Origin of the sequence: Arthrobacter sp. KBS0702 (genome assembly GCF_005937985.2) — a bacterium.
GTDB lineage: Bacteria > Actinomycetota > Actinomycetes > Actinomycetales > Micrococcaceae > Arthrobacter.
This window is the reverse complement of record NZ_CP042172.1, coordinates 59,456-81,189: the sequence shown is the minus strand read 5'-3', so window position 1 is coordinate 81,189 and position 21,734 is coordinate 59,456. Positions and strand designations below refer to the sequence as shown.

Sequence of the window (21,734 nt, the reverse complement as noted above, 5' to 3'; positions counted from 1 at the left end):
GCGTCCCTTTCGCTGGGCTCGCCCCGTCCGGAGCGCTTCTGCTGTCCCTTGGTTCAACAGGATTCCCGGACGCCAGCTTCCCGGCCCGCGGCGTGACCTCGCCCACAGCGGGCAGGGTGCGGTGCCCGCAATTCGGCGATTAAACGCGGCCGGGGCGCCGGTTTCAGGGTTATTTGCCCGCCGTCACCGTAGTCTGGACGGTTCGGCCGACGTCGAGTTCCTCCGGAAAGGCCTCCCAGTGCCGGAGCGGCGACAAGAGGACCGGCACCGCCGAGATGGCCGCGATGATGGCCGACGCCCAGAGGACGGTGGCCTCGCCAGCAAGGAGCGCGAGGAAGCCGCCGGCGAGGCTGGCCACGGGCATCACGCCCAGGGTGACCAGCCGGTAGCTGGACATCGCCCTGCCCATGAGGTCGGCGGGGACGAGCCGGGCCACGATGCCGGCACCCGCCAGGCCGTTCAGCACCACGAAGTAGGACCAGCCGAAGCCGGAGAGTCCCACCCAGAACACTGCCGGCAACGCCAGGGCGGGGGCTGCGGGAACCAGCAGCATAGAGCAGGCGCCGGCCAGGCTGGCGATGACCTTGGTCCTGCCGATTCCGAGGCGGCGGGTGATTCCGGTGGCCATCAGGGAGGCCGCCAGTCCGCCGGCCGCGGATACGGCGCCCAGCGCGACAACCTGGTCCACCGGTATCCAGAGGGCGTTGAGGACAAAGACGACCTTTGCGCCGGCTCCCCACATACCGGCCGCGTTGACCAGCGCAATCGAGCCCATCAGGGCCCGGACGATCGGGTGCCCCAGCGTGAAGACAAGCCCGTGGCGCGCTTCCGCCCAAAATCCCGTTGGCCCCGAGGAGCGGACGGACCGCACCTCGGGCAGCCCGCACGTCACCGCGGCGGAGAACAGATAGGCAAGGCCCGAAATCGCCAGGAGGGCCGGCGCAGCGGCGATCCTGATCAGGACACCGGTGACACCCGGGGCCGCGACGGCAAGACCGCTCTGGACCGTCTGCACCCGGGCGTAGCCCCGCGCGAGCTGGTCTCCCGCCAATAGCGTAGGCATCACCGCCGACTGCGCCGAGGTAAAGAAGACGTCGGCGGCACTGATGACGGCGGCGACGAGGAAAAGGTGCCAGAGCTGCAGTGCGCCCGCCGCAAAAGCCAGGGGAACGGTCAGCACGACGGCTGCCCGGACCAGGTTGGCGCCGATCAGGACCGGCTTCCGGGGCCAGCGGTCCACGAGGACGCCGGCCGGGACGCCGAGGACCAGGAACGCCACCATACCGAGGGCATTGAGAATCCCTGCTTCGAAGGCCCCGGCGCCGAGCATGGCCACGGCAACAACCGGCAGCAGCGCACGGGCGACGTCGTCGCCGATCCCATCGCCGATGCCTGCAATGAAGAGCCATCGGAATGGTCCGCGCAAGAGCGGCCCAGCGGGAGTAGCGTCCGGGCCCTGTCTTTTGCCGGCGGGACGGCTACGCTGGGAGCCAGGCGATGTGCGAAAGGTCACACGCGAGGGTGTCAGGTAGCACCTGACGTTGTCAACGCCGCCGCGCACCAAGGGGCAAAGATGGTCGACGTCGATTCGGGACAGGGCTATTGCTCTTTCTGTGGCCGCGCCGGGACCCGGGACCGGCGGCTAGTGGTTGGTCCGGGCATTTCGATCTGTGAGCACTGCGTGGGCGCCGCCCGGGACCTGCTGGGCGCCCCGGCGCAGGCTGACGGGGCCCGCTTCCTTGGGCCCGAGTGGGAGCAGTTGAGCGATGAGGAACTCTTGGCGCAGCTGCCCGAGATTGCCCGCCTAGGTTCCCACGTCGAGGAGCAGCTACGGCACTGGGTCGGCGTCGCCAGGGAAAGAGACATCAGCTGGTCCCGGATCGGCGCCGCCCTGGGTATTACCCGACAAACCGCTTGGGGACGGTTCAAGATTGTCTCCTGAGCCGGACGTTGCCGGCGATCAGGCGCCGTCGTACCGCAGGGAGGACGAGAGCTTACGGTGCGCCTTGGCCTGGTCGAGGAGCCCGGCGGTCTTCCGGGGCGCGGTCTCGACGTCGTCGGCTCCGGCGAGGAATCAGCCTCCGGCCGGGCGATCCGGGGGAAAGCCGTGGGCGTCGGCGCCCTCTGCCGTGCTGGGCGGAGCGGGTTGAGCGAGTTCAACGGCGATGTCGTCAGTCCAGCCGTCGATGGCCGCCCAGTCCCGCAAGTCTCCGAAACGGCCGCCGGTGAGGCGGAACAGGAGCCTGAGCGGCGTCGGCATCTGGCCGGCCTCGTAGACACCCGAGAAGACTCTGTGGCCGCGAAGTGGAATGTGCTGGAACTGGCTTCCCTCCAAGCGCTGCTGTTGGAGTAGCGCGCCGCGCTTGCGAAACGGCTTTGGCAGGGCGTCGGACATCCCCACGCTAAACGCCCAGACGCGTCGTTTGGCCAGCTCCTGCGCCTGGCGTTCGAGGAACAGCAAAGCCGGGGCCAGCCACGCCTGGTTGTGAATAGCACTGCCGACCACGACAGCCTCGTAGTCCGAGACAGACCCGACCTCTTCCACGGACCGGCACTCGACCTCGCCCAGCCCAACAGCCAAGCGTTCGGCCACGTGTTGGGCTATCTCCCGGGTCGACCCCAGCGCACTTGCATAGGCGACGAGAACCCTCATGGTTAACCTCCTACCTTCCTCGCTCCAGTCTGTTGGAAGCCGGGCCGGTCGGGACCTGCCATAGGTCCCGCCGTGGGCCAGCGCGGGTTCGGGCGGTGAGGAGCACGACGGCGGCGCGGGTTCGGGCGGCGGGGGCACGACGGCGGCGGATGTGGGTGCGCCGACACGACGGCGGCGCGGGTGTAGGCGCGCCGGCACGACGGCGGCGGATGTGGGTGCGCCGACACGACGGCGGCGCGGGTGTAGGCGCGCCGGCACGACGTCGGCGGATGTGGGTGCGCCGACAAGACGGCAGCGCGGGTGTACGCGCGCCGACGAGCACGACTGTCCCGGACTGGGGGCTCCTCATAATGTCTGACCCCCGCGGTTGAATTGGTTCATGGGAATCGGTGCAGCTCTCATCGCTCGTCCGGCCGGAAGGCCGGGCGGTGATGTGCGCGGCGTAGCCCATAATCTTGCCGGGGTCCTTGGCCGACTTCAGGACCTGTGCGCGACTGCGGTCGCGGACTCGTCACTGATGGACTTTGGCGAGGCGTCCGGGTTCGCGGGCCAAGTCGAGGAAATCTCCCGGGCCGTGGAGTACCTGCAACTGGTTGCCGCCGGGGCCGTGGACCGCACCCGCAAGGAAGCCGCCGCTGCCGGCAGTGCCCGGGTGCTCGATGACGGCTACCGCAAGACCGGGGAGTTCCTCCGGGACCGGTTGCAGATCAGTGCCGCGGAGGCGCACCGGCGCCTGTCCCTGGCCGGGGACGTGCTGCCCCGCACCGGGATGACGGGCCAGCCCCTCCCGCCCGTGCGCGAGGAACTCGCCGCGGCCGTGGCCGCCGGGGCCGTGCCATCCCGGTCCGCGACGATCATCGCCCAGGCGCTGGGCCGGGTCCGGGGCGTCTGCGACCCGGAGACGGCCGCCCGGATGGAGCACGCCGTGACCCGCACCGCGGCCGAGCACGACCCGGACTTCCTGGCCCGGATCGCGAGGCGCTGGCTGGACGCGATCGACCAGGACGGCGCCGAACCCTCCGAGGAGCTCCTCCGCCAGCTCCAGGGAGCCTTCATCCGCAAACCCCGCCACGGCCTGCAGCACCTGGAAATCTTCGCCACCACCGAACAGTTCGAACACCTCCTCACCGTGATGAACACCGCCACCAACCCCCGCACCGCGGCGGCCGGAGCCGGCGGGGCCGAGGGCGAATCGGGCGGCAGCGACACCGCCGCGGCCGAAAGTGCGGGCACGGAGGCGGACGGCGCGGCCGGCACGGACGCCGGCGGGTTCGTACCGAACCAGCTGGACCGGCGGTCCCGGCCGCAGAAACTCCTCGACGGCCTCGTCGGCGGCTGCAAAGCCGCCCTCGCCTCCGGAGGATTGCCCGCCGCGGGAGGACTCCGGCCCCAGGTCATGGTCACCATCGACTACCGCGACCTCCTCGACCGGCTCGGCAGCGACGGGGACATGGAGGCCGGCGGCCCCGGCCGGACCGCCAACAACTGCCCCGACGCGTCCGGACAAATCCCGGGCACCGGCCCGTTCGGGCTCACTGGCACGGGGACAATGGCGTTCACCGGACCCGTCACAGCCGCGACCATCCGCAAAATCGCCTGCGACGCCGACATCATCCCCCTCCTCCTCGGATCCCAAGGCCGAATCCTGGACATCGGCCGCACCAGCCGCATCTTCCCGCCGCATATCCGCAAAGCCCTCACCGCCCGCGACCAGGGCTGCGCCTTCCCCGCCTGCACCATCCCCGCGCCCTGGTGCGAAGCCCACCACATCACCTACTGGGCCTACGGCGGCACCACCAGCACAGACAACGGAACACTCCTTTGTTCCCACCATCACCACCTGATCCACAAAGAACAATGGACCATCCAGCCCCGCAACGGCATCCCCTGGTTCATCCCGCCACCCCATCTCGACCCACACCAGACACCGAGACGAAACCACTATTTCAGAACCTGAACGGCGCTGCCGGTCGGGCGGGTGTAACGGGCAGTTGCGGCGGCGCGTCAGGCGCCGTCTGAGCCAACGTCCGTAATCCCCCGCGGTCGCGGCTCAAGGGGGCCGGCGCGCGGCGCGACCGTTCCGCCGGCCGGTCTGTCACGGTTCATGCTCGGCCTGGAGCCATCTGCCGCAGCCGACTGTAGAGTTAGCCCTTCAAGGCCGGAACGCAGAGCCCGGCATGGCGGCACGGAGGGCATGATGACCGAGAAATTGCATCTCACGCCGGACGATGGCTTTCCCGAGGACCTGGGCGAAGTCGCAGATCAGCAGTTGCAGGTACTGGACAGCCAGATCCAACGCCAACTCGATTACGAGGTCGTTGCGGAGGGCGAGCCGAACCCGGAGACGGAATTCCGGCACTACGAGCTCGACGAAGAGTTCCAATCCCGCGAGGATCGCTAGCGCCGCCAGCGGTACGGGGTGGTTGTGGACACCCGGACCAGACCGTGGCGCTCCAGAATCGGCCGTGAATATTCGGTGGAGTCGCTGTGGATGAGCTTCTTGCCCAGCGACATCGCCGCGCGCGCCCGGGCCGCGGTCAGCGCGCGGTAAATCCCCCGGCCCCGCCACTCTTCGCGCGTTGCTCCGCCCCAGATACCCGCGAAGTCCGTGTCCGGCACCGGCTCAAGGCGCCCTGCACTGACCACCACCCCTTGATGTTCCGCCACCCACAATTCCATCCCGTCGGCGTTGGCCATCCGGCGGAGAATCGCTTCGACGTTTCCGTCCGAGACGGGACTGCCGAAGACTTCGTCCTGCATGGCGCTCATGGCCCGGATGTCGGATTCCTCCGTCACGCGCCGCAGGCTCACTCCGGGCGGCAGGGCCACGTCGACGTCGAGCGCGCTGGCGGCCCCGATCATGACCGACTCGGTCTCGTCCGGCTCAAAACCGTTCTCCAGCAGTGCCTCGTGGAGCCCGGGCGCACGATCGTGGCCACGGGTCTTCCATTCAACCCGCACGATGTCCGGGTCCGCGCGGTAGAACGCCGCGGTCTGCGCCACCCACCCCGCGATCGTTCCTGCGCTGGCTCCGGCCAGGTCCTGATAGGTCACGAATCCGCGGCCGCCGGCGAAGGTCACTAGCCGCAGGGGGCCCAGCCGTTCGACGGCGACCGCACTGGGGGTCTCGGCATCGGTCCGGAGCTGCTGGTCGTAGGCCGCAAGGAGCGTCGAAGGATTCATCGGACCTACGGTACAGCGGCAACCCGTCCGGTCGGCGTCGAAAATGTTCTTGCCCGGGACGGGTAGTACCGTAAGCGGTAGCACGGCCAGCCCGGCCGGTCCTTGGGGGAGGTCAGATGAGCACAAAGCGGCGCACGGGCGCTGCAATTGGGGCCACCGGTGTTGCCGTCCTTCTCGTCAGGCTCTTGGTCAAGGTCAACGATGCCGCGCGCTATCCGGATGCTCTCAAGGTGCTGGCCGTGGTCCTGCTCATGTTGGCGGTTGTCGTCCCAGCTTGGCTAGCGTGGCTGTTCCACAGGGCGAGGACCTTCAGGAGACAACTCCGGCTAGCCCATCCCGGAGCGCTCGTCGTCGACACCTTCTGGACAGGGCGCGAACTTGGGAGATTCCTCAAAAAAGGCCCACTAACGTCGAAGGCAAAGGGCACGGGATACATCCTGGACCTGGTCGCGGACGCCCGCGGGCTTCAGCTGGTCAGACAACGACGAGGACCCGTCCATTTCGGACTCGTGCCGTGGGAAAAGGTTGTGTCAGTGAGAATGGAAACCCTACGGAGGCCGCTGGAGCGCCGCCCCATGCTGGTCATTGAGATTGAATCATGGGGCACCCCGTATGTCGCAGCCATTCGCCTGGTGCCTTCCGGGAGGCAGAACCGGGAAACAGGAATGGATCTCGCCGAGATGATCCTCGCAAAGAGGCCCCGTGTTCCTTTCCTGGAGAACCGTGCATAACCAAGGACAACGGCTGGCCGACGTCAGATCCGCCTATGACACGGTCGCCGAGGACTATGCGGCGGCGCTTCCGGACAGCAGCTTCGAGGCCCCTCTTGATATGGCCATGATCGACGACTTCTGCGCCCGGCTTCTTGCCTCCCCCGGACGCAAGGTGATCGACGCCGGCTGCGGTGCCGGGCGTCTGAGCGCCTACGTCAGCGACGCCGGGCTGGAGGTCACGGGAGTAGATCTCTCACCGGGGATGGTCCGGACGGCGCAGCGGAGCCACCCCGGGCTCGCCTTCGACGTCGGCGAGCTGAGGGATCTCCCGGCAGCAGGCGCAACCGCGGACGGCATCCTTGCCTGGTACTCGATCATCCACTCTTCCCCGTCCGAGCTACAGCCCGTCGCTCGCGAGTTCTGGCGGGTGCTCAGGCCCGGCGGCGTGGCCCTCATTTCCTTCCAGGCCGGCAGCGGACACCGCACCCTCGAGCGCGCCTACGGGCACGACGTCGAACTGCGGGCGGAACTGCATTCCCCCGACGGCGTCGCGCTCCAATTCACGGAGCAAGGCTTCGTGCTCGAGGCTCAACTTGTCCGGGCCGCACGGGCGACTGAAAAACACCCCCAGGCAATGCTTCTGGTGCTCAAACCGGCCGCGGCCACGGGAGCGCCGTCGGCCCGTTAGTCCCCTTCGGCGGGCTGTCCGAGGCTGATCCAGTACCGCCAAACCTTGTCGGCCCCGGAGTTGCGGCACCTCTCGCGCACTCCGCCCTGGCGCTCGATGGTTGCCGCCGAGGCGAAGTTGCCAACCGCGCAGACCAGCAGCACGCGGTCCATCCCGTCGCGACGCGCCTCCTCGACCATCTGTCCAAGCGCCCAGGTTCCCAGGCCGCGGCCCCGCGCGGAGGGCCGGATTCCGTAGCCGATGTGCCCGGCCCGGTCCACGGAGTTGTTGCCTTCGTGCCGCAGCGCAATCCCGCCGAGCACTAATTCGCCCTCGGTGATCCAGCGGTAAGTGCAACGGGCCGAGTCCGCGGCCAGCCGTTCCAGCCACGCCTCGAAACCGGCCGGAGACTCGACGTCGTCTTCCGGCAGCAGCCCGAAGCCATCCTCGTGGAGGCCTGGCCCCCACTCGGCATGAGACGCCAGCCAGGCCGCATGCAGGCGTTTCGCGGGAGCAGTCAGGGCAGGCATTCGGCAACTATATCGGCGCTGCTCCCGCGCCGGATGCGCCCGCCCGGCGCGGTAAAGTGGCACCCGGAAGATTCCTTCCCGGTCCCGCCACACATTCTTGAAAGGCTCGCTGCAATGAGCATGCTCGGCACCAAATGGAAGATCCACGGAAACGGCAAGTCCATCCGCCCCGGCGAGGTCGTCAGGCCGGATGAGCGCCTCGCGTGGCCACTGACCATCGGCGTGGGCATGCAGCACGTCGTCGCCATGTTCGGCGCCACCTTCCTGGTCCCGATCATCACGGGTATGCCGCCCGCCACCACCCTCTTCTTCTCCGGCATCGGCACCCTGCTGTTCCTCGTCATCACCAAGGGCCGGGTGCCCAGCTACCTCGGCTCATCGTTCGCGTTCATCGCTCCGATCATGGCCTCGCAGCAGCAGTACGGGATCCCCGGCGCCCTCGGCGGCGTGGTGCTGGCCGGCGTCGGGCTGGCCATCATCGGCGCCGTCGTGCAGAAGTTCGGTGCGGGCTGGATCAACCGCCTGATGCCGCCCATCGTGACCGGCGCGATCGTGGGCCTGATCGGCCTCAACCTCGCCCCGGCGGCGAAGAACAACTTCGACGCCGCCCCGATCACCGCCCTGGTCACCCTCGCCGTGATCATCGTCGTCAGCGTTTTCTTCCGCGGCATCCTGGGCCGGCTGAGCATCCTGGTCGGCGTTGTGGTGGGCTACGTCGTCGCCGTGATCCGCGGCGAGGTCAACTTCGCCAAGGTCGACGCCGCGGCGTGGGTCGGGCTCCCGCACTTCCAGACCCCCGAGTTCCACCTCGGCGTCGTCGGCCTGTTCGTGCCGGTGGTCTTGGTACTGGTGGCGGAAAACATCGGCCACGTGAAGTCGGTGTCCGCCATGACCGGGCAGAACCTCGACGGCGTCTCCGGCCGCGCGCTGATGGCCGACGGCGCCGCGACCGTCCTCGCCGGCCTGGGCGGCGGCTCGGGCACCACCACCTACGCAGAAAACATCGGCGTTATGGCCGCTACCAAGGTGTATTCGACGGCGGCCTACTGGGTGGCCGGCATCTTCGCCGTGGTGCTGAGCTTCTCGCCGAAGTTCGGCGAACTGATCGCCACCGTCCCGGCCGGTGTGCTCGGCGGCGCCGCCACCATGCTCTACGGCATGATCGGCGTCCTGGGCGTAAAGATCTGGGTCCAGAACAAGGTGAACTTCTCTAACCCGATCAATCTCACCACCGCCGCAGTGGCCCTGATCGTCGGCATCGCGGACTACACCTGGACGATCGGCGACCTGAAGTTCACCGGTATCGCGCTGGGCTCCGCGGCCGCCCTGGTGATCTACCACGGCATGAAGGCCATCGCGAGGGCCCGCGGCACCGTGGCCGAGCCGGAAACCGAAGACGCCGCCCCGGTCGCTGCCGCCAAGGCAGCCGTCAACGCTGCCGCGAAGCGGGCCCCCAAGAAGCGCCGCTAACCAGCCTTAGCAACGGCGCAAGAAAGGCCGGCGTCCTCCCACCTTCCGGTGGCAGGATGCCGGCCTTCTGCGTGTCCGCGGCGTTTTAGCCGGCGTCGAATGACTCCGGGTCGTCGCTGTCACGGTCCTTGGGCGCCTTTTCGTCGGGCAGGTCCGTGCCGCTGCCGTCCGGAATGCCGGCGGCGTCCTGGCCGGATTCCGAGGAGAAGGGCCGGCCCGCCTCGGGTTCCTCCGTGTTGGCCGCATCCATCTCAGCCTCCGACGAAGGCACCGCGCCGCCATTTTCGGCCGCGGCCCCGTTGCCCTGCTCGAAGCCGGCTTCGCTGCTTTCGTTTTCCGCGCTCATCTGTTCCTCCGTTCCTCCGAAGCGTCCAGCTCCGGGTTCTCCTGCACTGTCGTGGTCTTCTGCGCCGAACCGGCTGAGGTCCGGCGCACCCGCCGGGTACGTCTCGCCGTCCGGGCTGTCCTGGTTGAGGCCCGCGGCGTCGAAGGCCTCTTCTTCGCGCGGCTGGGCGAACGTCTTCCCGTCTCCGCCCGGCATTTCCTGCTCCGCGGTGGGCGTTCCGTAGCCGCCTGCTTCTTCCTCAACGGTGCGTCCGTGCTGATTTTCCTGAGTCATGTCGTTCCTCCTGCTGTCTCGCACTCGGTCGTTCGAATCTGGATGGTCGGATCGTGAATGGTGGGCCTCAGAGGCCCTTGCCGCCGGTCACGGGCAGAACGGCGCCGGAAATGTAGGAGCCGTGATCGGACGCCAGCAGCACGTAGGCCGCGGCGAGTTCCGCCGGCTGTCCGGCCCTGCCCAGAGGCGTGTCCTGGCCGAAGCTGGGGAGCTTGTCCAGCCATTCGGTCGCCGGGATCAACGGCGTCCAGATGGGCCCCGGTGCGACGGCGTTGACCCGGACGCCCTTGGGCCCAAGCTCCTGCGCCAGGGCTTTGGTGAACGCCACCTGGGCCGCCTTGGTCATGGCGTAGTCGATGAGTTCCGGCGAGGGGTTGAAGGCCTGGATTGACGCCGTCGTGATGATGGACGCGCCGGCTGTCAAGTGCGGCGCGGCGGCGCGGGCGGTCCAGATCAGGGAATACAGATTGGTCTTGAAGACACGGTCAAATTCATCGGTGGGCAACGACTCGAAGCTGTCCCGGTTCTTTTGGTATGCCGCATTCAGGACCAGGACGTCGAGCCGTCCAAACTCGGCCAGCGTGTCCTCGACAATCCTGGACGCGAACTCCTCGCTGCGCCCGTCACCCGGGAGCAGGACCGCTTTCCGGCCTGCTTTCCGGATCCACGCGGCGGTGTCCTGCGCGTCGTCCTCTTCTTCGGGGAGATAGGAGATGGCGACGTCGGCCCCTTCTCGGGCGAACGCGATGGCCACCGCTTTACCGATTCCGGAGTCCCCTCCGGTGATGAGCGCTGCCTTGCCTTCGAGGGCGTTGCTGCCCTCGTAGCTGTGCTCACCGTGATCCGGCGCGGGGTCCATGGGCGCTGTCAGCCCGGGCTGTTCCTGGACCTGTTCGCGAAAAGGCCCGGCGTGGTAGCCGGCCCTGGGGTCCTTCGGCTGGTCCTGCTGCTTAGAGTCGCTCAATAGTCCACCTACCCAAATGTGTCGGTTTTCCTGTTTCTCCACCGTACCCGAAAATCGTCAGTAAGCTTAGTACCAAGTTTTGATCCACGTTAGGAGCGCTGATGCCGGACACCGGGGAAAGCCGCCAGGGCGGCCGGGACGAGACCTTCGACGAAAAGATGGACCGCAACTGGGCGGAGCTGCTACAGGAACTCCGGGTGCTCCAGACGGGCGTCCAGATCCTTGCGGGTTTCCTGCTGACGCTGCCCTTCCAGGCCCGTTTCGAGACACTGGACGGCTTTGAGCTGGTGCTCTACCTCACGAACGTCGTCCTGGCGGCACTGACAACGGCCTTGATCCTGCTGCCGGTCAGCGCGCACCGCAGGCTCTTCCGCAGGGGGCTCAAGGAAACCCTCGTGGCGAGCGCGGACCGCATCGCGAAGGTGGCGCTGGCCGGCGTCGCCCTCCTGAGCGTGGGAACCTCGGCGCTGGTCTTCGACGTGGTGGCGGGACGGGCCGCCGGGCTTACGGCCGGCGGCGCACTGCTCGCCATATTGTTGGCGTTGCTGGTCCTGATTCCCAACCGGCTCCGCCGTCGGGCCGTTCGGGGCTAAGTCATGGCCGCTACAGACGTTCAGACCATTCATTCATCCAGATTCAGGAGCAAAGATGCGCAAGTGGGCCAAGGAACACGGACTGCTGCTGGCCAACATCGGACTTTTCCTCGTCTTCTTCGGCGGCATGGTGGTCAGCGGGGCGGCCGATTACAGCGAGGACCAGGTTTCCCACGGCCAGTCCGCCGTCGGGATCTTCGAGTACCTGGGTACCGGCGCCTTCCTGGAGGCGACCTTCGAGAACTGGGAGTCGGAGTTCCTGCAGATGGGCATGTACGTCATCCTGACGGTGTTCCTCTTCCAAAAAGGCTCCTCCGAGTCCAAACCGATGGGACAGAACGCGCCGCAGGACGAGGATCCGCGGAACGCCGCGATCAAGGCGACGACGCCGTGGCCGGTGCGCCGTGGCGGCTGGGTACTCAAGCTTTACGAGCACTCGCTCTCGATCATGTTCCTGTTGCTGTTCCTGCTGTCCGTCGTGCTGCACGCAGTCGGCGGCAGCGAGGAGTACAGCCAGGAGCAGCTAGCGCACGGCCAGCCCCCCGTCAGCGTGCTGGGCTATTTCGCCACGAGCCGGTTCTGGTTCGAGTCGTTCCAGAACTGGCAGAGCGAGTTCCTCGCCGTAGCGGTGCTGGTCGGTGCCTCCGTGTACCTGCGGGAGAAAGGCTCACCTGAGTCCAAGCCCGTGGCCGAGCCGCACTACGAGACCGGCGCCTAGCACCGGCTCGCCTAGTCCGCGGGGCGTTCCTTGCGCTCGGCGGCGCCAGCCGGCGGCTCCTGGCCCTCGGCGGGCTCATAGGTGTGGTCGAACGGCATCTGGTTGAGGTCAAGGTTCTCGTTGGAGTCCTGTCCGGCCACGAGCTCGTGGGCTTCCTCGATCGTGTCGACGCTCGGCATCGACCCCCTCAACGGCTTACCCGCTGTCTCCGTGATGAAGTACACCGCCACCGCCCCGATCGCCGAGGTAGCCATCAGGTAGTACGCCGGCATCATTTCGTTGCCGGACGCGGCAATCAGCGAAGCGATGATGAACGGGGCCGTGCCGCCGAAGATGGCCACGGCGAAGTTGTAGGCGATGCCCATCGCGCCATAACGGCTCTCCGTCGGGAAGAGGGCAGGAAGCGCCGAGGCCAGGTTGGCCACGTAGAACGTCAGCGGAAACGCGATCAGCGCCAGGCCCAGGAGTGTCGACCAGATGGCGCCGATGCCGATCAGGAGGAAGGCCGGGGCGGCCAGCACCACCGTACCCAGCGAGCCGATCCAGAGCACCGGCCGCCGCCCGATCCGGTCCGAGAGCCGGCCCGTCAGCGGAATCGCTGCGGACATCAGGACCAGGATCGGAATGGTCAGCAGGGTGCCGTGGAGCTCGTCGTAGCCTTTGTTGGACGTCAGGTACGTCGGCATGTAGGACGTCAGCGCGTAGCCGACCGTGTTCGCCGCGGCCACCAGGATCATGGCCAGCAGGATTCCGCGCCAGTGCGACGCGAAGATGGCCACCGGGCCCTTGGTTTCCGCGGCCTCCCCCGCCGGACTGCCGGCGGCCTGCGCGTCGAGGCTGGCCTGGAACGCCGGTGATTCCTCGATCTTCATCCGGAAATAGATGGCAATCAGGCCCAGCGGACCGGCGATCAGGAACGGGAGCCGCCAGCCCCACGCCTCCATCGCGTCGCCGCCGAGGGTGACCTGCAACAGCGTTACCAGCGCCGCGCCGATGGCGAAGCCCATGTAGCTGCCCAGGTCCAGGAAGCTCGCGAAGTAGCCGCGTCGGGCGTCCGGGGCGTGTTCGCTGACGAAAGTGGTGGCACCGGCGTACTCGCCGCCGGTGGAGAAGCCCTGGATCAGCTTGGTGGCGACGAGCAGGACGGCGGCCCAGATTCCGAGCACGGCGTAGCCGGGCAGCAGCCCCACCACGAAGGTAGAGGCGGCCATGATGATGAGGGTCATCGCGAGGACCCGCTGGCGGCCGATCTTGTCGCCCAGCCAGCCAAAGAACACCCCGCCCAGCGGCCGCGCCACGAAGGTGGCGCCGAAGGTGCCGAGCAGGAACAGGTTCTGCACCGTCTTGTCAGCCTCGGGCAGGAAGACCGGGCCCATGGTGGTGATCAGGTACCCGAACACCCCGACGTCGTACCACTCCATCGTGTTTCCGACGATGGTGCCGCCGAGGGCCTTGCGCATGACGCGGCGGTCAACGACGTTGATGTGTTCGACCTCGAGCCGGCGCTCCTGGAGCCTGGGGCGGCGGGGGCTGTTGCGCTTCATGGACATCTTGCTCTCCTGGGCGGGGCCACGGTTTTGCTCGTGGCCCTGGCAGGGAGTCACGGCCCCCAATTGAAGCCAGTTTAACGTCGAAGGCACGCCGGGAACAGGGTCGGACCGCCGGGAGCACCTTTCCGGGTTAGGCCCCTTCGAGTACCTGGCTGGTGGTCCACGCCAGGTACTTCGCGGCTTTCGCGATCGCCTCGGCCGGGCTTGGCGCCGCGTCCAGCAACTGGGCGGCCGCGACCACCCCGTGGCGGGCCAGGTCCTCCGGCGTCACGAGGATCCGGCCGGCGACCATAATCACCGGGATGCCCCGCGCGTGGGCGGCGTCGGCCAAGGCAATCGGCGCCTTTCCGGTCAGCGACTGGGAGTCCAGGGAGCCCTCCCCCGTGATCACCAGGTCCGCCTCGACGAGTTTTTCGGCCAGGCCGGTGAGCCCGGCCACGAGTTCGAAGCCGCCTTCCAGCGACGCGTTTGTGAAGGCCAGGAACGACGCCGGGAAGCCGCCGGCCGCGCCGGCGCCCGGGACGTTGACGTCCCTGCCGCTGGCCTGACGCAACACCGACGCCCAGTTGCGCAGCCCGGCGTCGAGCACTTCCACGGCCTCCTCGTCGGCGCCCTTCTGGGGGCCGAAAACATGGGCCGCACCGTCGGGTCCGTACAGCGGATTCTGCACATCCACGGCGATCCGGAACTTCACGGCGGCCAGCCGGGGATCCAGTCCGCCGAGGTCAACGGCGGCCACTTCGGCGAGCGAGCCGCCGCCGAGGGGCACCACGCTCCCGGCAGCGTCCACGGGCTTGAGGCCCAGGGCGCGCAGGGCACCGCTGCCGCCGTCGCTCATAGCCGAGCCGCCCACGCCGAGCACGATTTCGGTCGCACCGGCGTCGAGCGCGGCCGCGATCAGCTGCCCGCACCCGTAGCTGTGTGCGCGCAGGGCGTTGGCGGGGGTGGGTTCCATGTGCGCGAGCCCGGATGCCTGCGCCGTCTCGATGACGGCGGTTGCGCCGCCGAACGCGTCCTGGCGGATGGCCCAAGCCGCGCCGATCGGGGCCAGGATGGGCCCGACGACGGCGTTCAGGCGCTCCTCGTACCCGGCGGCGAGAGCGGCCTCCAGGGTGCCTTCGCCGCCGTCGGCCACCGGGAACTGGACGGTCTCGGCCTCAGGGTAGACCCGCAGGGCTCCCTCGGCCATTGCGGCGGCAGCTTCGGCGGCGGTCAGGGAACCCTTGAACTTGTCCGGGGCGATCAGGATACGCATGGCTCCATCCTGCCAGCCGGCACCGACTTTCCCACCCCGCGACAAGGCCGGGGCGCGGTAGTAACGTGGGCACTTCCGGAAACCCGGCAACCTCCCGCGGCAGGCCGTGGCAGTATCGGTCCGCTCCCGCGGGACCAGAGCACAGGAGGCAACGGTGGGCAGCAGCGGACAGGCCAACGGCGGCCGGCCCGGCATCAGGGGACTCGTCCTGGTCCGGCACGGGGAAAGCGAAGGAAACGTGGCTGCCACGCTCGCCCACGAGGCGGGGGCGCACGTCATCAAGGTTCCGGCGCGCGACGCCGACGTCGGACTCTCCGACACCGGCCGGGATCAGGCGCTGGCGCTGGGCCGGCTGCTCGCCGCAGTCCCCGAACCGGACCGTGCCGCCGTGTGGTCCTCCCCCTACGCCCGGGCACGCCAGACCGCGGAACTCGCCGTCCAGACCGGCGGGTGGCAGGAGCGGATTCGGCTGGATGAACGGCTCCGGGACCGCGAACTCGGGATCCTGGACATGCTGACCTCCGCTGGCGTGGAGGCCCGGCTGCCGGAGGAAGCCCAGCGCCGGCGGTGGCTGGGGAAGTTCTACTACCGGCCGCCGGGCGGCGAATCGTGGGCCGACGTCGTGCTACGGCTCCGGTCGCTGCTGGCCGACCTCGACCGCGACCACCCCGGCGAAGAGGTCCTGCTGGTCTGCCACGACGCCTTGATCGTGCTGTTTCGCTACATTCTCGAGGACCTCACGGAGGCGGAACTGCTGGACATCGCCGCCACCACCAGCGTCCTGAACGCCTCGGTCAGCCGCTTCGTGCGGACGGACGCCACGGGAGCGTGGAAGCTGGAAAGCTTCAACATGGCGGACCATCTGACGGAGCACGGCGTCCCCGTCACCGAGCACGCCGGAGACGCAAATGTCCACCCCCGCTGAGGCCACAGTGCAGCTGACACCAACCCTGCTGCGCGGCTGGCCGCTGCCCGGCGGCGGTGACGGCAAGGACGACCGCGGTTCGGTACTGGTGGTCGGCGGTGCCCGTAAGACGCCCGGGGCAGCCCTGCTGGCCGGCGTCGCGGCTCTCCGCTCCGGCGCCGGCCGGCTGACCCTGGCGGTGGCGGAGTCGACGGCGGTTCAGCTGGCGGTCGCGTTTCCCGAGTCCGGCGTGGTGGGCCTGCCGGAGACGGCGCGCGGATCGGTGAAAGGCTCCTCGGCGTCGCTGCTGGCCGACGAGGTGGGGGCAGCTGACGCCGTCCTCGTCGGGCCCGGACTGGACGATAAGGATGAGACGCTGGCCCTGCTGCGGGGGCTGCTGCTGCCGGGGCGGGGCCGCCCGAAGCGGGGCCCCGCCGTTGTCCTCGACGCTTATGCCCTGGGCTGCCTGCCCGAGCTGGCGGACGAGCTGAAGCCTTGGGCGGGCCGGCTGATCCTGACCCCGAACATCACCGAAGGCAGCATCCTGCTGGGGCGGGACATTGGGGACCTCACGCGGGACGTGCCAAAGATTGCCGACGCCTACCAGGCTGTGGTGAGCTGCCAAGGGGTGATAGCGGAACCCGGCGGGGGCCTCTGGGAAATCACCACCGGGCACAGCGGGCTCGGCACCTCCGGGAGCGGCGACGTCCTGGCCGGCGCCATCGCGGGCCTCCGGGCGCGCGGAACCAGCGACGCGCAGGCCGCCTGCTGGGGATCCCATCTGCATGCCGCCGCCGGCGACCGGCTCGCGAGCAAACTCGGCGGACTGGGCTACCTGGCCCGGGAGCTCGGCGACGAATTACCGGCGCTGATGGTGGAACTCAGCAGCTGAGCGACAAGGCCCGGGCGCGGTACCGGACGTCAGTCCGGCCACTGCCCACGCTCCTGCAGGACCGCCTTGAGCAGGTCGGCCCGGTCGGTGACGATCCCGTCAACCCCGAGGTCCAGCAGTCGGTGCATCTCGGCCGCCTCGTTGATGGTCCAGACATGGACGTGCAGGCCGTGGCGGTGGGCGCGGCGGACGAACCCCGCCGTCACCACGGGCACCGCGCCGTAGCGGACCGGGACCTGCAGGGCGTGGATGTCGCGCAGGGCCCGGGCCCCCACCCGGCGCAGCAGCGGCGCGGGAAGCAGGGGGCCCAGCAGCACGAAGAGGGCGTTCGAGGCCATGCCGGCGGAGCTTGCGGCGGGTCGGCTGAGGCGGCGCAGCACCGCACGCCGCCGCCGGTCCGAGAAGCTGGCAATCAGGACGCGGTCGTGCAGGCCGTACTGCTCGATCGCCGCGGCCAGGGTTTCCACCGAGTTCCAGTCTTTGACGTCGAGGTTGAGCCGGATGTCCGGGAACTCCATGACGAGTTCGGCCAGCAGCGGGACCGGCTCCGCTCCGGCGATCCGGGCCTTGGCCACCGCCTCGGCGGGCAGCTCGGAGATCCGGCCGCTGCCGTCCGTGACGCGGTCCAGGGTTTCATCGTGGAAGAGCAGCAGGACGCCGTCCGCTGTGGTGTGGACGTCCGTTTCCAGGTAGCGGTAGCCGAGGGCGACGGCGGCGCGGAACGCGGCCATGGAATTCTCGGCGCCCTCCGGCGAGAAGCCGCGGTGGGCCATTGCCACGGGCTCGCCCGCAGCGCTGCCGTGTTCAAGGAAAGGGTGCGGCGCGGTCACCTCTGAAGCGTACCGGAGGAGCGCGCTCAGGAACCCTGCGGCAGGATCTCCACCCCGTCGCTGCAGTGCAGCAGCGTGCGGCCGCCGCCGTCGAGGTCAACCCAGACCGTGGTGTGGTCCACCGTCAGCGCGTCCACGAACCCGCCGGTCTCGTAGCCCGGCGCGAGCCGCACCCGCACGCGGTCACCCTGGCGCAGGCTCTGCCAGTGCGCGTCGGGGGCCACCCGCCGCAGCGGCTGCTCATCAAGATGTCGGTTACCGTTCCTGGCCATGATCGCCCCACCCTCAGTCATACGATGCGTTCGGTGCTGCCAGCCTAGGAGGCCAAGGTGAACGGCAGTTGTCCGTCGGCTGGGAATCCCGTGACCGCCGGGGGCGGATCGATGTACGGGTGACTCGGTGTGCGGGACCTTACGCGAGGCGGACGCCGAGTTCGGCGAGCTTCGCCTCGAGGATCTGCGCCACGCCGTCGTCGTCGAAATGCGGCGCCTGCTGGCCGGCGGCGCGGATGGCTTCCGGGTGGCCGCTGGCCATGGCGTAGCCGTGCCCGGCCCAGCGCAGCATCTCGATGTCGTTGGGCATGTCGCCGAAAGCCACCACGTCCTGCGCCTGCACGCCCAGGGTCGCCGCGTATTCGGCGAGGGTCACGGCCTTGTTGACGCCGGGCAGCGAAAGCTCCAACAGGGCGACGTTCGGGGCCGAGTGCGTGGCCGCGGCCAGGTGGGCGACGGCCGGGGACACCTCGGCCAGGAACTCGTCCGCGGTCCCTTCCCGCACGATCGCGAGGAACTTCACGACGGCGTCGTCGGCGCTGAGCGTCTGGTGCAGCGGGGCCGGCGTGAACTCGGCGAGCAGGCCGGTGGAACCGGTTCCGAGGAAGCCCGGTTCCAGGTGGAATCCGGTGAGGGTTTCCGCGGCGAACAGCGCGGAGGGGCGCAGCCGCTGGATGATCCGGCGGGCCTCGAAGACGGCGTCGAGCTCAAGCGCGCGGGCGGACACCACCCGGTCCGCCTCCAGGTCCCAGACCACCGCGCCGTTGGAGCAGATGACGGTGCCGGTGTGGCCCAGCTGGTTCTGCAGCGGGTGCAGCCAGCGCGGCGGACGGCCCGTGACGAAGACCAGTTCCACCCCGGCGTCGCGGCAGGCATGGAAAGCACGCACGGTCCGGTCGCTGATCTTGCCGTCGTGGCCGAGGATCGTTCCGTCGATATCACTTGCTACCAGCCGCATGCTGCCAGTCTACGTGGGCTGCGCCGGCGCCGTTTCGACGGTTCCGTGCCCAGTCGACGCGCGTGGGCGTCGAGGGCGCAGGGAACCGTCGAAACGGAGACGGGGGGCGGCGGTCAGTGCCGTTCGTAGATGCCGGTCAGCGATGCCCGGGCCAGCACGTGCGGGCCGAGCTTGGCTTCCAGCTTGGCCGGGGATGCACCGGCGTCGAGCCCGGACTTTTCCATGTTGAGGGCGTACACCGTGATGACGTAGCGGTGCGGTCCATGCCCCTTGGGCGGGGCTGCCCCGAGGTAGCCTGCCGAACCGCCGTCGTTCCGGAGCTGGAAGGCACCCAACGGCAGGCCGCCGCCGTGCCGCGATCCCGCGCCGGCCGGCAGCGAGGTGACGTTCCCTGGGATGTCGAGCACGGCCCAGTGCCAGAAGCCGCCGTGGCCCGGGGCGTCCGGGTCGAAAACCGTGATGGCGTAGCTCCGGGTCCCGGCCGGAGCGCCGCTCCATTCCAGCGGCGGCGATTCGTCCCTGCCGCCTGGCCCGGTCGCAGCGCCGCGCTGGGCCGCCGGCAGGATCTGGCCGTCCTCGAAGGTATCGCTGCGAAGCGTAAAGGTTGCCACGGCTTCCTCTCAGTTGCTGGCCAGACCCGCGCGCTCCGGGTCGAGCTCCATCCGGTTCAGTTCGGCACGCGTGGGCGGGTTGGCGCCGGCGCGGGAGACCGTGACGGCGGCCGCCGCCGCGGCGTGGGCGAGGAGTTCGCGCAGGCTTCCCGCCGAGAGTTCGCGCAGCCCCTTGCGGTTCTGCGCCCCGTTGAGGCCCAGGTCCACGATGCCGGAGAGCAGCGCGGCCATAAAGGAATCGCCCGCACCGACCGTGTCCGCGACCTTCACGGGCGGTGCCGGGGCGTGCGCCTCGCCGGCGGCGTTGACCCCCCACGGGCCGGCCGCGCCCCGGGTGACCACCACCATGGCTGGTCCCACCGAGCCCCCGAGCGACAGCCAGCGGCGCGCCGAATCCAGCGGATCCACGCCGGGGTACAGCCATTCGAGGTCCTCGTCCGAGGCCTTGACCACGTCCGCGAGGGTGACGAACTTTTCCGCTTGGTGGCGCGCGTAGTCGGCATTGGTGATGATGCTGGGCCGGCAATTGGGATCAAAGCTGACGGTGGTCGACGGATGGGCGAATTCGACGGCGGCCAGCACCTCGGCGGCGCCCGGCGCCAGCATGGTCGCGATCGAGCCGGTGTGCAGCAGAGTGCTGCCCTGCAGCATAAACGGGAGCCGGTCCGCCAGGCCCGGGAGCTCCCAGGCGAGGTCGAAGGTGTAGCTCGCGGCGCCGTCGTCGTCGATCTGGGCGGTGGCCACCGACGTCGGCAGCTCGTCCGGCCCCAGCGGGAGCAGCACAGAACTGGACCTCAGGTGCGCCGCGACGGACTCCCCGTACGCGTCCCGGCCGTAGCGCCCGATGAACTGCACCGGGTGGTCCAGCCGGGCCAGACCCACCGCAACGTTCAGCGGGCTGCCGCCCACATGGGCCTGGATACCTGAGGAGCGCTGGACAACATCAACCAGGGCCTCACCGATGACTGTGAGCATGGTCATACTCTGCCAGAGAACGCGGCCGGGCGCTCCTGTGAACCGTCGCGGAATGATTTGGCGGCATACCCCAGGGGGTATATTCTTTTGAAATGGCAGACCTCAAGATCCCGGCCGGGCGGGGCGCAATCGTGCTGGGCCTGCACCAAAATCTTGCCCAGTTCATGCTGCTCGTGGCGGTCAACGCCCTCGTCGGCGGCACCTTGGGCCAGGAGCGCACCGTCCTTCCCCTGCTGGCCAGCGACGTGTTCCATCTCGACAAGTACACGAGTGCGCTGACCTACATCCTGGCCTTCGGCCTTGCCAAGGCGGCCACCAACTACTTTGCCGGAACCCTCTCGGACCGCTTCGGCCGCAAGCCGGTGCTGGTAGCGGGATGGCTGATCGCCCTTCCCGTCCCGCTGCTGCTGATCTTCGGCACCAGCTGGTCCTGGATCGTTGCCGCGAACGTGATCCTGGGCATGAGCCAGGGGCTGACCTGGTCCACCACGGTGGTCATGAAGATGGACCTGGTGGGGCCAAACCGGCGCGGGCTCGCGATGGGCTTCAACGAGGCCGCGGGCTATCTGGGCGTGGCTGGCACCGCCCTGTTCACCGGCTACCTCGCCGGTTCCTATGGCCTGCGTCCGGCGCCGTTCCTACTCGGGGCCGCGTACATCGCCCTGGGCCTGGGCCTGTCCCTACTGGCGGTGAAGGAAACGCACCACCACGCGAAGAGCGAGGCCGCGAACCACGTGGATGCGCACAGCAGCGCCGGGGCGGCGCTCAGCACCCGCGAAATCTTTACCCTGACCAGCTTCCGGGACCGCTCGCTCTCTTCCGTGAGCCAGGCCGGGCTGGTGAACAACCTCAACGACGGACTGGCCTGGGGGCTGTTTCCGGTGCTCTTCGCCGGCGCGGGTCTCTCGATTGAGCGGATCGGCATCCTCGCGGCCGTGTACCCGGCGGTCTGGGGTGCGGTACAGCTGCTCACCGGCGCGGCTTCGGACCGGCTGGGCCGCAAGTGGCTGATCGCCGGGGGGATGTTTGTCCAGGCCGTAGGGCTCGCGGTCGTGGCCGCCGGACGCGGCTTCGAAATCTGGCTGCTGGCGGCCGTCCTGCTCGGCGTCGGTACGGCGATGGTCTACCCCACCCTGCTGGCGGCCATCGGCGACGTTGCCCACCCGCAGTGGCGGGCCCGGTCGGTCGGCATCTACCGGCTGTGGCGCGACGGCGGATTCGCCGTGGGCGCGCTGCTCTCGGGGCTGCTCGCGGACGCCTACGGCATTCCCGTGGCGATCTTCGTCGTCGCCGGTCTGACCGCGGCGTCCGGGCTCGTCGTCGCGGTCCGGATGCGCGGCACCGACCACCCCGCATAGCCCGGCGCGCGCCGGCCGG

24 protein-coding genes are annotated in these 21,734 nt (G+C 69.0%); 11 read left to right on the top strand and 13 right to left on the bottom strand.

The genetic code is table 11. The features are described from left to right. Positions 1-169: 169 nt before the first annotated feature. Positions 170-1,426, bottom strand: coding sequence for an MFS transporter (locus FFF93_RS00410; protein ID WP_186372196.1), 1,257 nt, complete (start codon positions 1,424-1,426; stop codon positions 170-172). Positions 1,427-1,573: 147 nt separating this feature from the next. Here FFF93_RS00410 and FFF93_RS00405 point away from each other — a divergent pair, with 147 nt between their 5' ends. Continuing rightward, a complete protein-coding gene (locus tag FFF93_RS00405; protein WP_138767836.1) occupies positions 1,574-1,942 on the top strand; it encodes a ClpX C4-type zinc finger protein in 369 nt (122 codons plus the stop codon). A gap of 132 nt (positions 1,943-2,074) precedes the next feature. Here the strand turns inward: FFF93_RS00405 and FFF93_RS00400 are convergent, their stop codons facing one another. After that, positions 2,075-2,653, bottom strand: coding sequence for a flavodoxin domain-containing protein (locus tag FFF93_RS00400; RefSeq protein ID WP_138767837.1), 579 nt, complete (start codon positions 2,651-2,653; stop codon positions 2,075-2,077). A gap of 379 nt (positions 2,654-3,032) precedes the next feature. Here FFF93_RS00400 and FFF93_RS00395 point away from each other — a divergent pair, with 379 nt between their 5' ends. Together FFF93_RS00395 and FFF93_RS00390 are read left to right on the top strand one after the other, a co-directional pair. Further along, positions 3,033-4,610, top strand: coding sequence for an HNH endonuclease signature motif containing protein (locus tag FFF93_RS00395; protein WP_138767838.1), 1,578 nt, complete (start codon positions 3,033-3,035; stop codon positions 4,608-4,610). A gap of 237 nt (positions 4,611-4,847) precedes the next feature. Continuing rightward, positions 4,848-5,054 (top strand): hypothetical protein, encoded by a 207-nt coding sequence (locus FFF93_RS00390; RefSeq protein WP_261375220.1) that lies wholly within the window; start codon positions 4,848-4,850, stop codon positions 5,052-5,054. Here the strand turns inward: FFF93_RS00390 and FFF93_RS00385 are convergent. Then, the gene (locus FFF93_RS00385) at positions 5,051-5,836 is read right to left on the bottom strand and encodes a GNAT family N-acetyltransferase (RefSeq protein WP_138767839.1); all 786 of its coding nucleotides are present in this window, start codon (positions 5,834-5,836) and stop codon (positions 5,051-5,053) included. The two genes, FFF93_RS00390 and FFF93_RS00385, sit on opposite strands and share 4 nt — an antisense overlap. A 116-nt stretch (positions 5,837-5,952) precedes the next feature. Between FFF93_RS00385 and FFF93_RS00380 the strand changes: the two genes are divergently transcribed. Both FFF93_RS00380 and FFF93_RS00375 read left to right on the top strand, forming a co-directional pair. After that, positions 5,953-6,567 carry a hypothetical protein gene (locus tag FFF93_RS00380; protein ID WP_138767840.1) on the top strand — a complete coding sequence of 205 codons (615 nt, stop codon included), beginning with the start codon at positions 5,953-5,955 and terminating at the stop codon, positions 6,565-6,567. After that, a complete protein-coding gene (locus tag FFF93_RS00375; RefSeq protein ID WP_222424637.1) occupies positions 6,560-7,237 on the top strand; it encodes a class I SAM-dependent methyltransferase in 678 nt (225 codons plus the stop codon). Before FFF93_RS00380 ends, FFF93_RS00375 begins: the two co-directional genes overlap by 8 nt. Here the strand turns inward: FFF93_RS00375 and FFF93_RS00370 are convergent. Continuing rightward, positions 7,234-7,746 carry a GNAT family N-acetyltransferase gene (locus FFF93_RS00370; protein ID WP_138767841.1) on the bottom strand — a complete coding sequence of 171 codons (513 nt, stop codon included), beginning with the start codon at positions 7,744-7,746 and terminating at the stop codon, positions 7,234-7,236. The genes FFF93_RS00375 and FFF93_RS00370 overlap by 4 nt on opposite strands. 114 nt (positions 7,747-7,860) lie before the next feature. Here FFF93_RS00370 and FFF93_RS00365 point away from each other — a divergent pair, with 114 nt between their 5' ends. After that, positions 7,861-9,216 carry a uracil-xanthine permease family protein gene (locus FFF93_RS00365; protein ID WP_138767842.1) on the top strand — a complete coding sequence of 452 codons (1,356 nt, stop codon included), beginning with the start codon at positions 7,861-7,863 and terminating at the stop codon, positions 9,214-9,216. Between the two features lie 85 nt (positions 9,217-9,301). Here FFF93_RS00365 and FFF93_RS00360 read toward each other — a convergent pair whose 3' ends face one another. Together FFF93_RS00360 and FFF93_RS00355 are read right to left on the bottom strand one after the other, a co-directional pair. Next, positions 9,302-9,835 (bottom strand): hypothetical protein, encoded by a 534-nt coding sequence (locus FFF93_RS00360; RefSeq protein ID WP_138767843.1) that lies wholly within the window; start codon positions 9,833-9,835, stop codon positions 9,302-9,304. Between the two features lie 67 nt (positions 9,836-9,902). Further along, positions 9,903-10,799, bottom strand: a complete 897-nt coding sequence (locus FFF93_RS00355) for an SDR family oxidoreductase (RefSeq protein ID WP_138767844.1) — start codon at positions 10,797-10,799, stop codon at positions 9,903-9,905. 101 nt (positions 10,800-10,900) lie between these two features. Here FFF93_RS00355 and FFF93_RS00350 point away from each other — a divergent pair, with 101 nt between their 5' ends. Further along, a complete protein-coding gene (locus FFF93_RS00350) occupies positions 10,901-11,392 on the top strand; it encodes a DUF6328 family protein (protein WP_138767845.1) in 492 nt (163 codons plus the stop codon). A 55-nt stretch (positions 11,393-11,447) separates the two neighbouring features. After that, entirely contained in the window at positions 11,448-12,110 is a 663-nt protein-coding gene (locus FFF93_RS00345) for a DUF6766 family protein (RefSeq protein ID WP_138767846.1), read from the top strand. Between the two features lie 11 nt (positions 12,111-12,121). On the opposite strand, the gene FFF93_RS00340 is transcribed toward FFF93_RS00345, so the two are convergent. Together FFF93_RS00340 and FFF93_RS00335 are read right to left on the bottom strand one after the other, a co-directional pair. Beyond that, positions 12,122-13,660, bottom strand: a complete 1,539-nt coding sequence (locus FFF93_RS00340) for an MFS transporter (protein WP_138767847.1) — start codon at positions 13,658-13,660, stop codon at positions 12,122-12,124. A gap of 130 nt (positions 13,661-13,790) precedes the next feature. Beyond that, positions 13,791-14,915, bottom strand: coding sequence for a glycerate kinase (locus tag FFF93_RS00335; protein ID WP_138767848.1), 1,125 nt, complete (start codon positions 14,913-14,915; stop codon positions 13,791-13,793). Between the two features lie 154 nt (positions 14,916-15,069). On the opposite strand from FFF93_RS00335, the gene FFF93_RS00330 reads away from it, so the two are divergent. Continuing rightward, positions 15,070-15,840 carry a histidine phosphatase family protein gene (locus FFF93_RS00330; protein WP_138767849.1) on the top strand — a complete coding sequence of 257 codons (771 nt, stop codon included), beginning with the start codon at positions 15,070-15,072 and terminating at the stop codon, positions 15,838-15,840. Further along, the gene (locus FFF93_RS00325) at positions 15,824-16,711 is read left to right on the top strand and encodes an NAD(P)H-hydrate dehydratase (protein ID WP_186372195.1); all 888 of its coding nucleotides are present in this window, start codon (positions 15,824-15,826) and stop codon (positions 16,709-16,711) included. Before FFF93_RS00330 ends, FFF93_RS00325 begins: the two co-directional genes overlap by 17 nt. Positions 16,712-16,740: 29 nt before the next feature. Here the strand turns inward: FFF93_RS00325 and FFF93_RS00320 are convergent, their stop codons facing one another. The 5 genes from FFF93_RS00320 to FFF93_RS00300 all read right to left on the bottom strand — a co-directional run bounded on the left by FFF93_RS00320 (position 16,741) and on the right by FFF93_RS00300 (position 20,357). Then, the gene (locus tag FFF93_RS00320; RefSeq protein ID WP_315851465.1) at positions 16,741-17,541 is read right to left on the bottom strand and encodes a glycerophosphodiester phosphodiesterase; all 801 of its coding nucleotides are present in this window, start codon (positions 17,539-17,541) and stop codon (positions 16,741-16,743) included. Positions 17,542-17,567: 26 nt separating this feature from the next. After that, the gene (locus tag FFF93_RS00315; RefSeq protein WP_138767850.1) at positions 17,568-17,813 is read right to left on the bottom strand and encodes a hypothetical protein; all 246 of its coding nucleotides are present in this window, start codon (positions 17,811-17,813) and stop codon (positions 17,568-17,570) included. Between the two features lie 139 nt (positions 17,814-17,952). Then, positions 17,953-18,771: an HAD family hydrolase gene (locus tag FFF93_RS00310; RefSeq protein ID WP_138767851.1), complete on the bottom strand. Its 819-nt coding sequence runs from the start codon at positions 18,769-18,771 to the stop codon at positions 17,953-17,955. 113 nt (positions 18,772-18,884) lie between these two features. Continuing rightward, positions 18,885-19,382 (bottom strand): YbhB/YbcL family Raf kinase inhibitor-like protein, encoded by a 498-nt coding sequence (locus FFF93_RS00305; protein WP_138767852.1) that lies wholly within the window; start codon positions 19,380-19,382, stop codon positions 18,885-18,887. Between the two features lie 9 nt (positions 19,383-19,391). After that, positions 19,392-20,357: a carbohydrate kinase gene (locus FFF93_RS00300; RefSeq protein ID WP_138767853.1), complete on the bottom strand. Its 966-nt coding sequence runs from the start codon at positions 20,355-20,357 to the stop codon at positions 19,392-19,394. A 92-nt stretch (positions 20,358-20,449) separates the two neighbouring features. On the opposite strand from FFF93_RS00300, the gene FFF93_RS00295 reads away from it, so the two are divergent. Then, complete coding sequence (locus FFF93_RS00295) at positions 20,450-21,715, top strand: MFS transporter (RefSeq protein ID WP_261375219.1); 1,266 nt, start codon at positions 20,450-20,452, stop codon at positions 21,713-21,715. Positions 21,716-21,734: the final 19 nt, after the last annotated feature.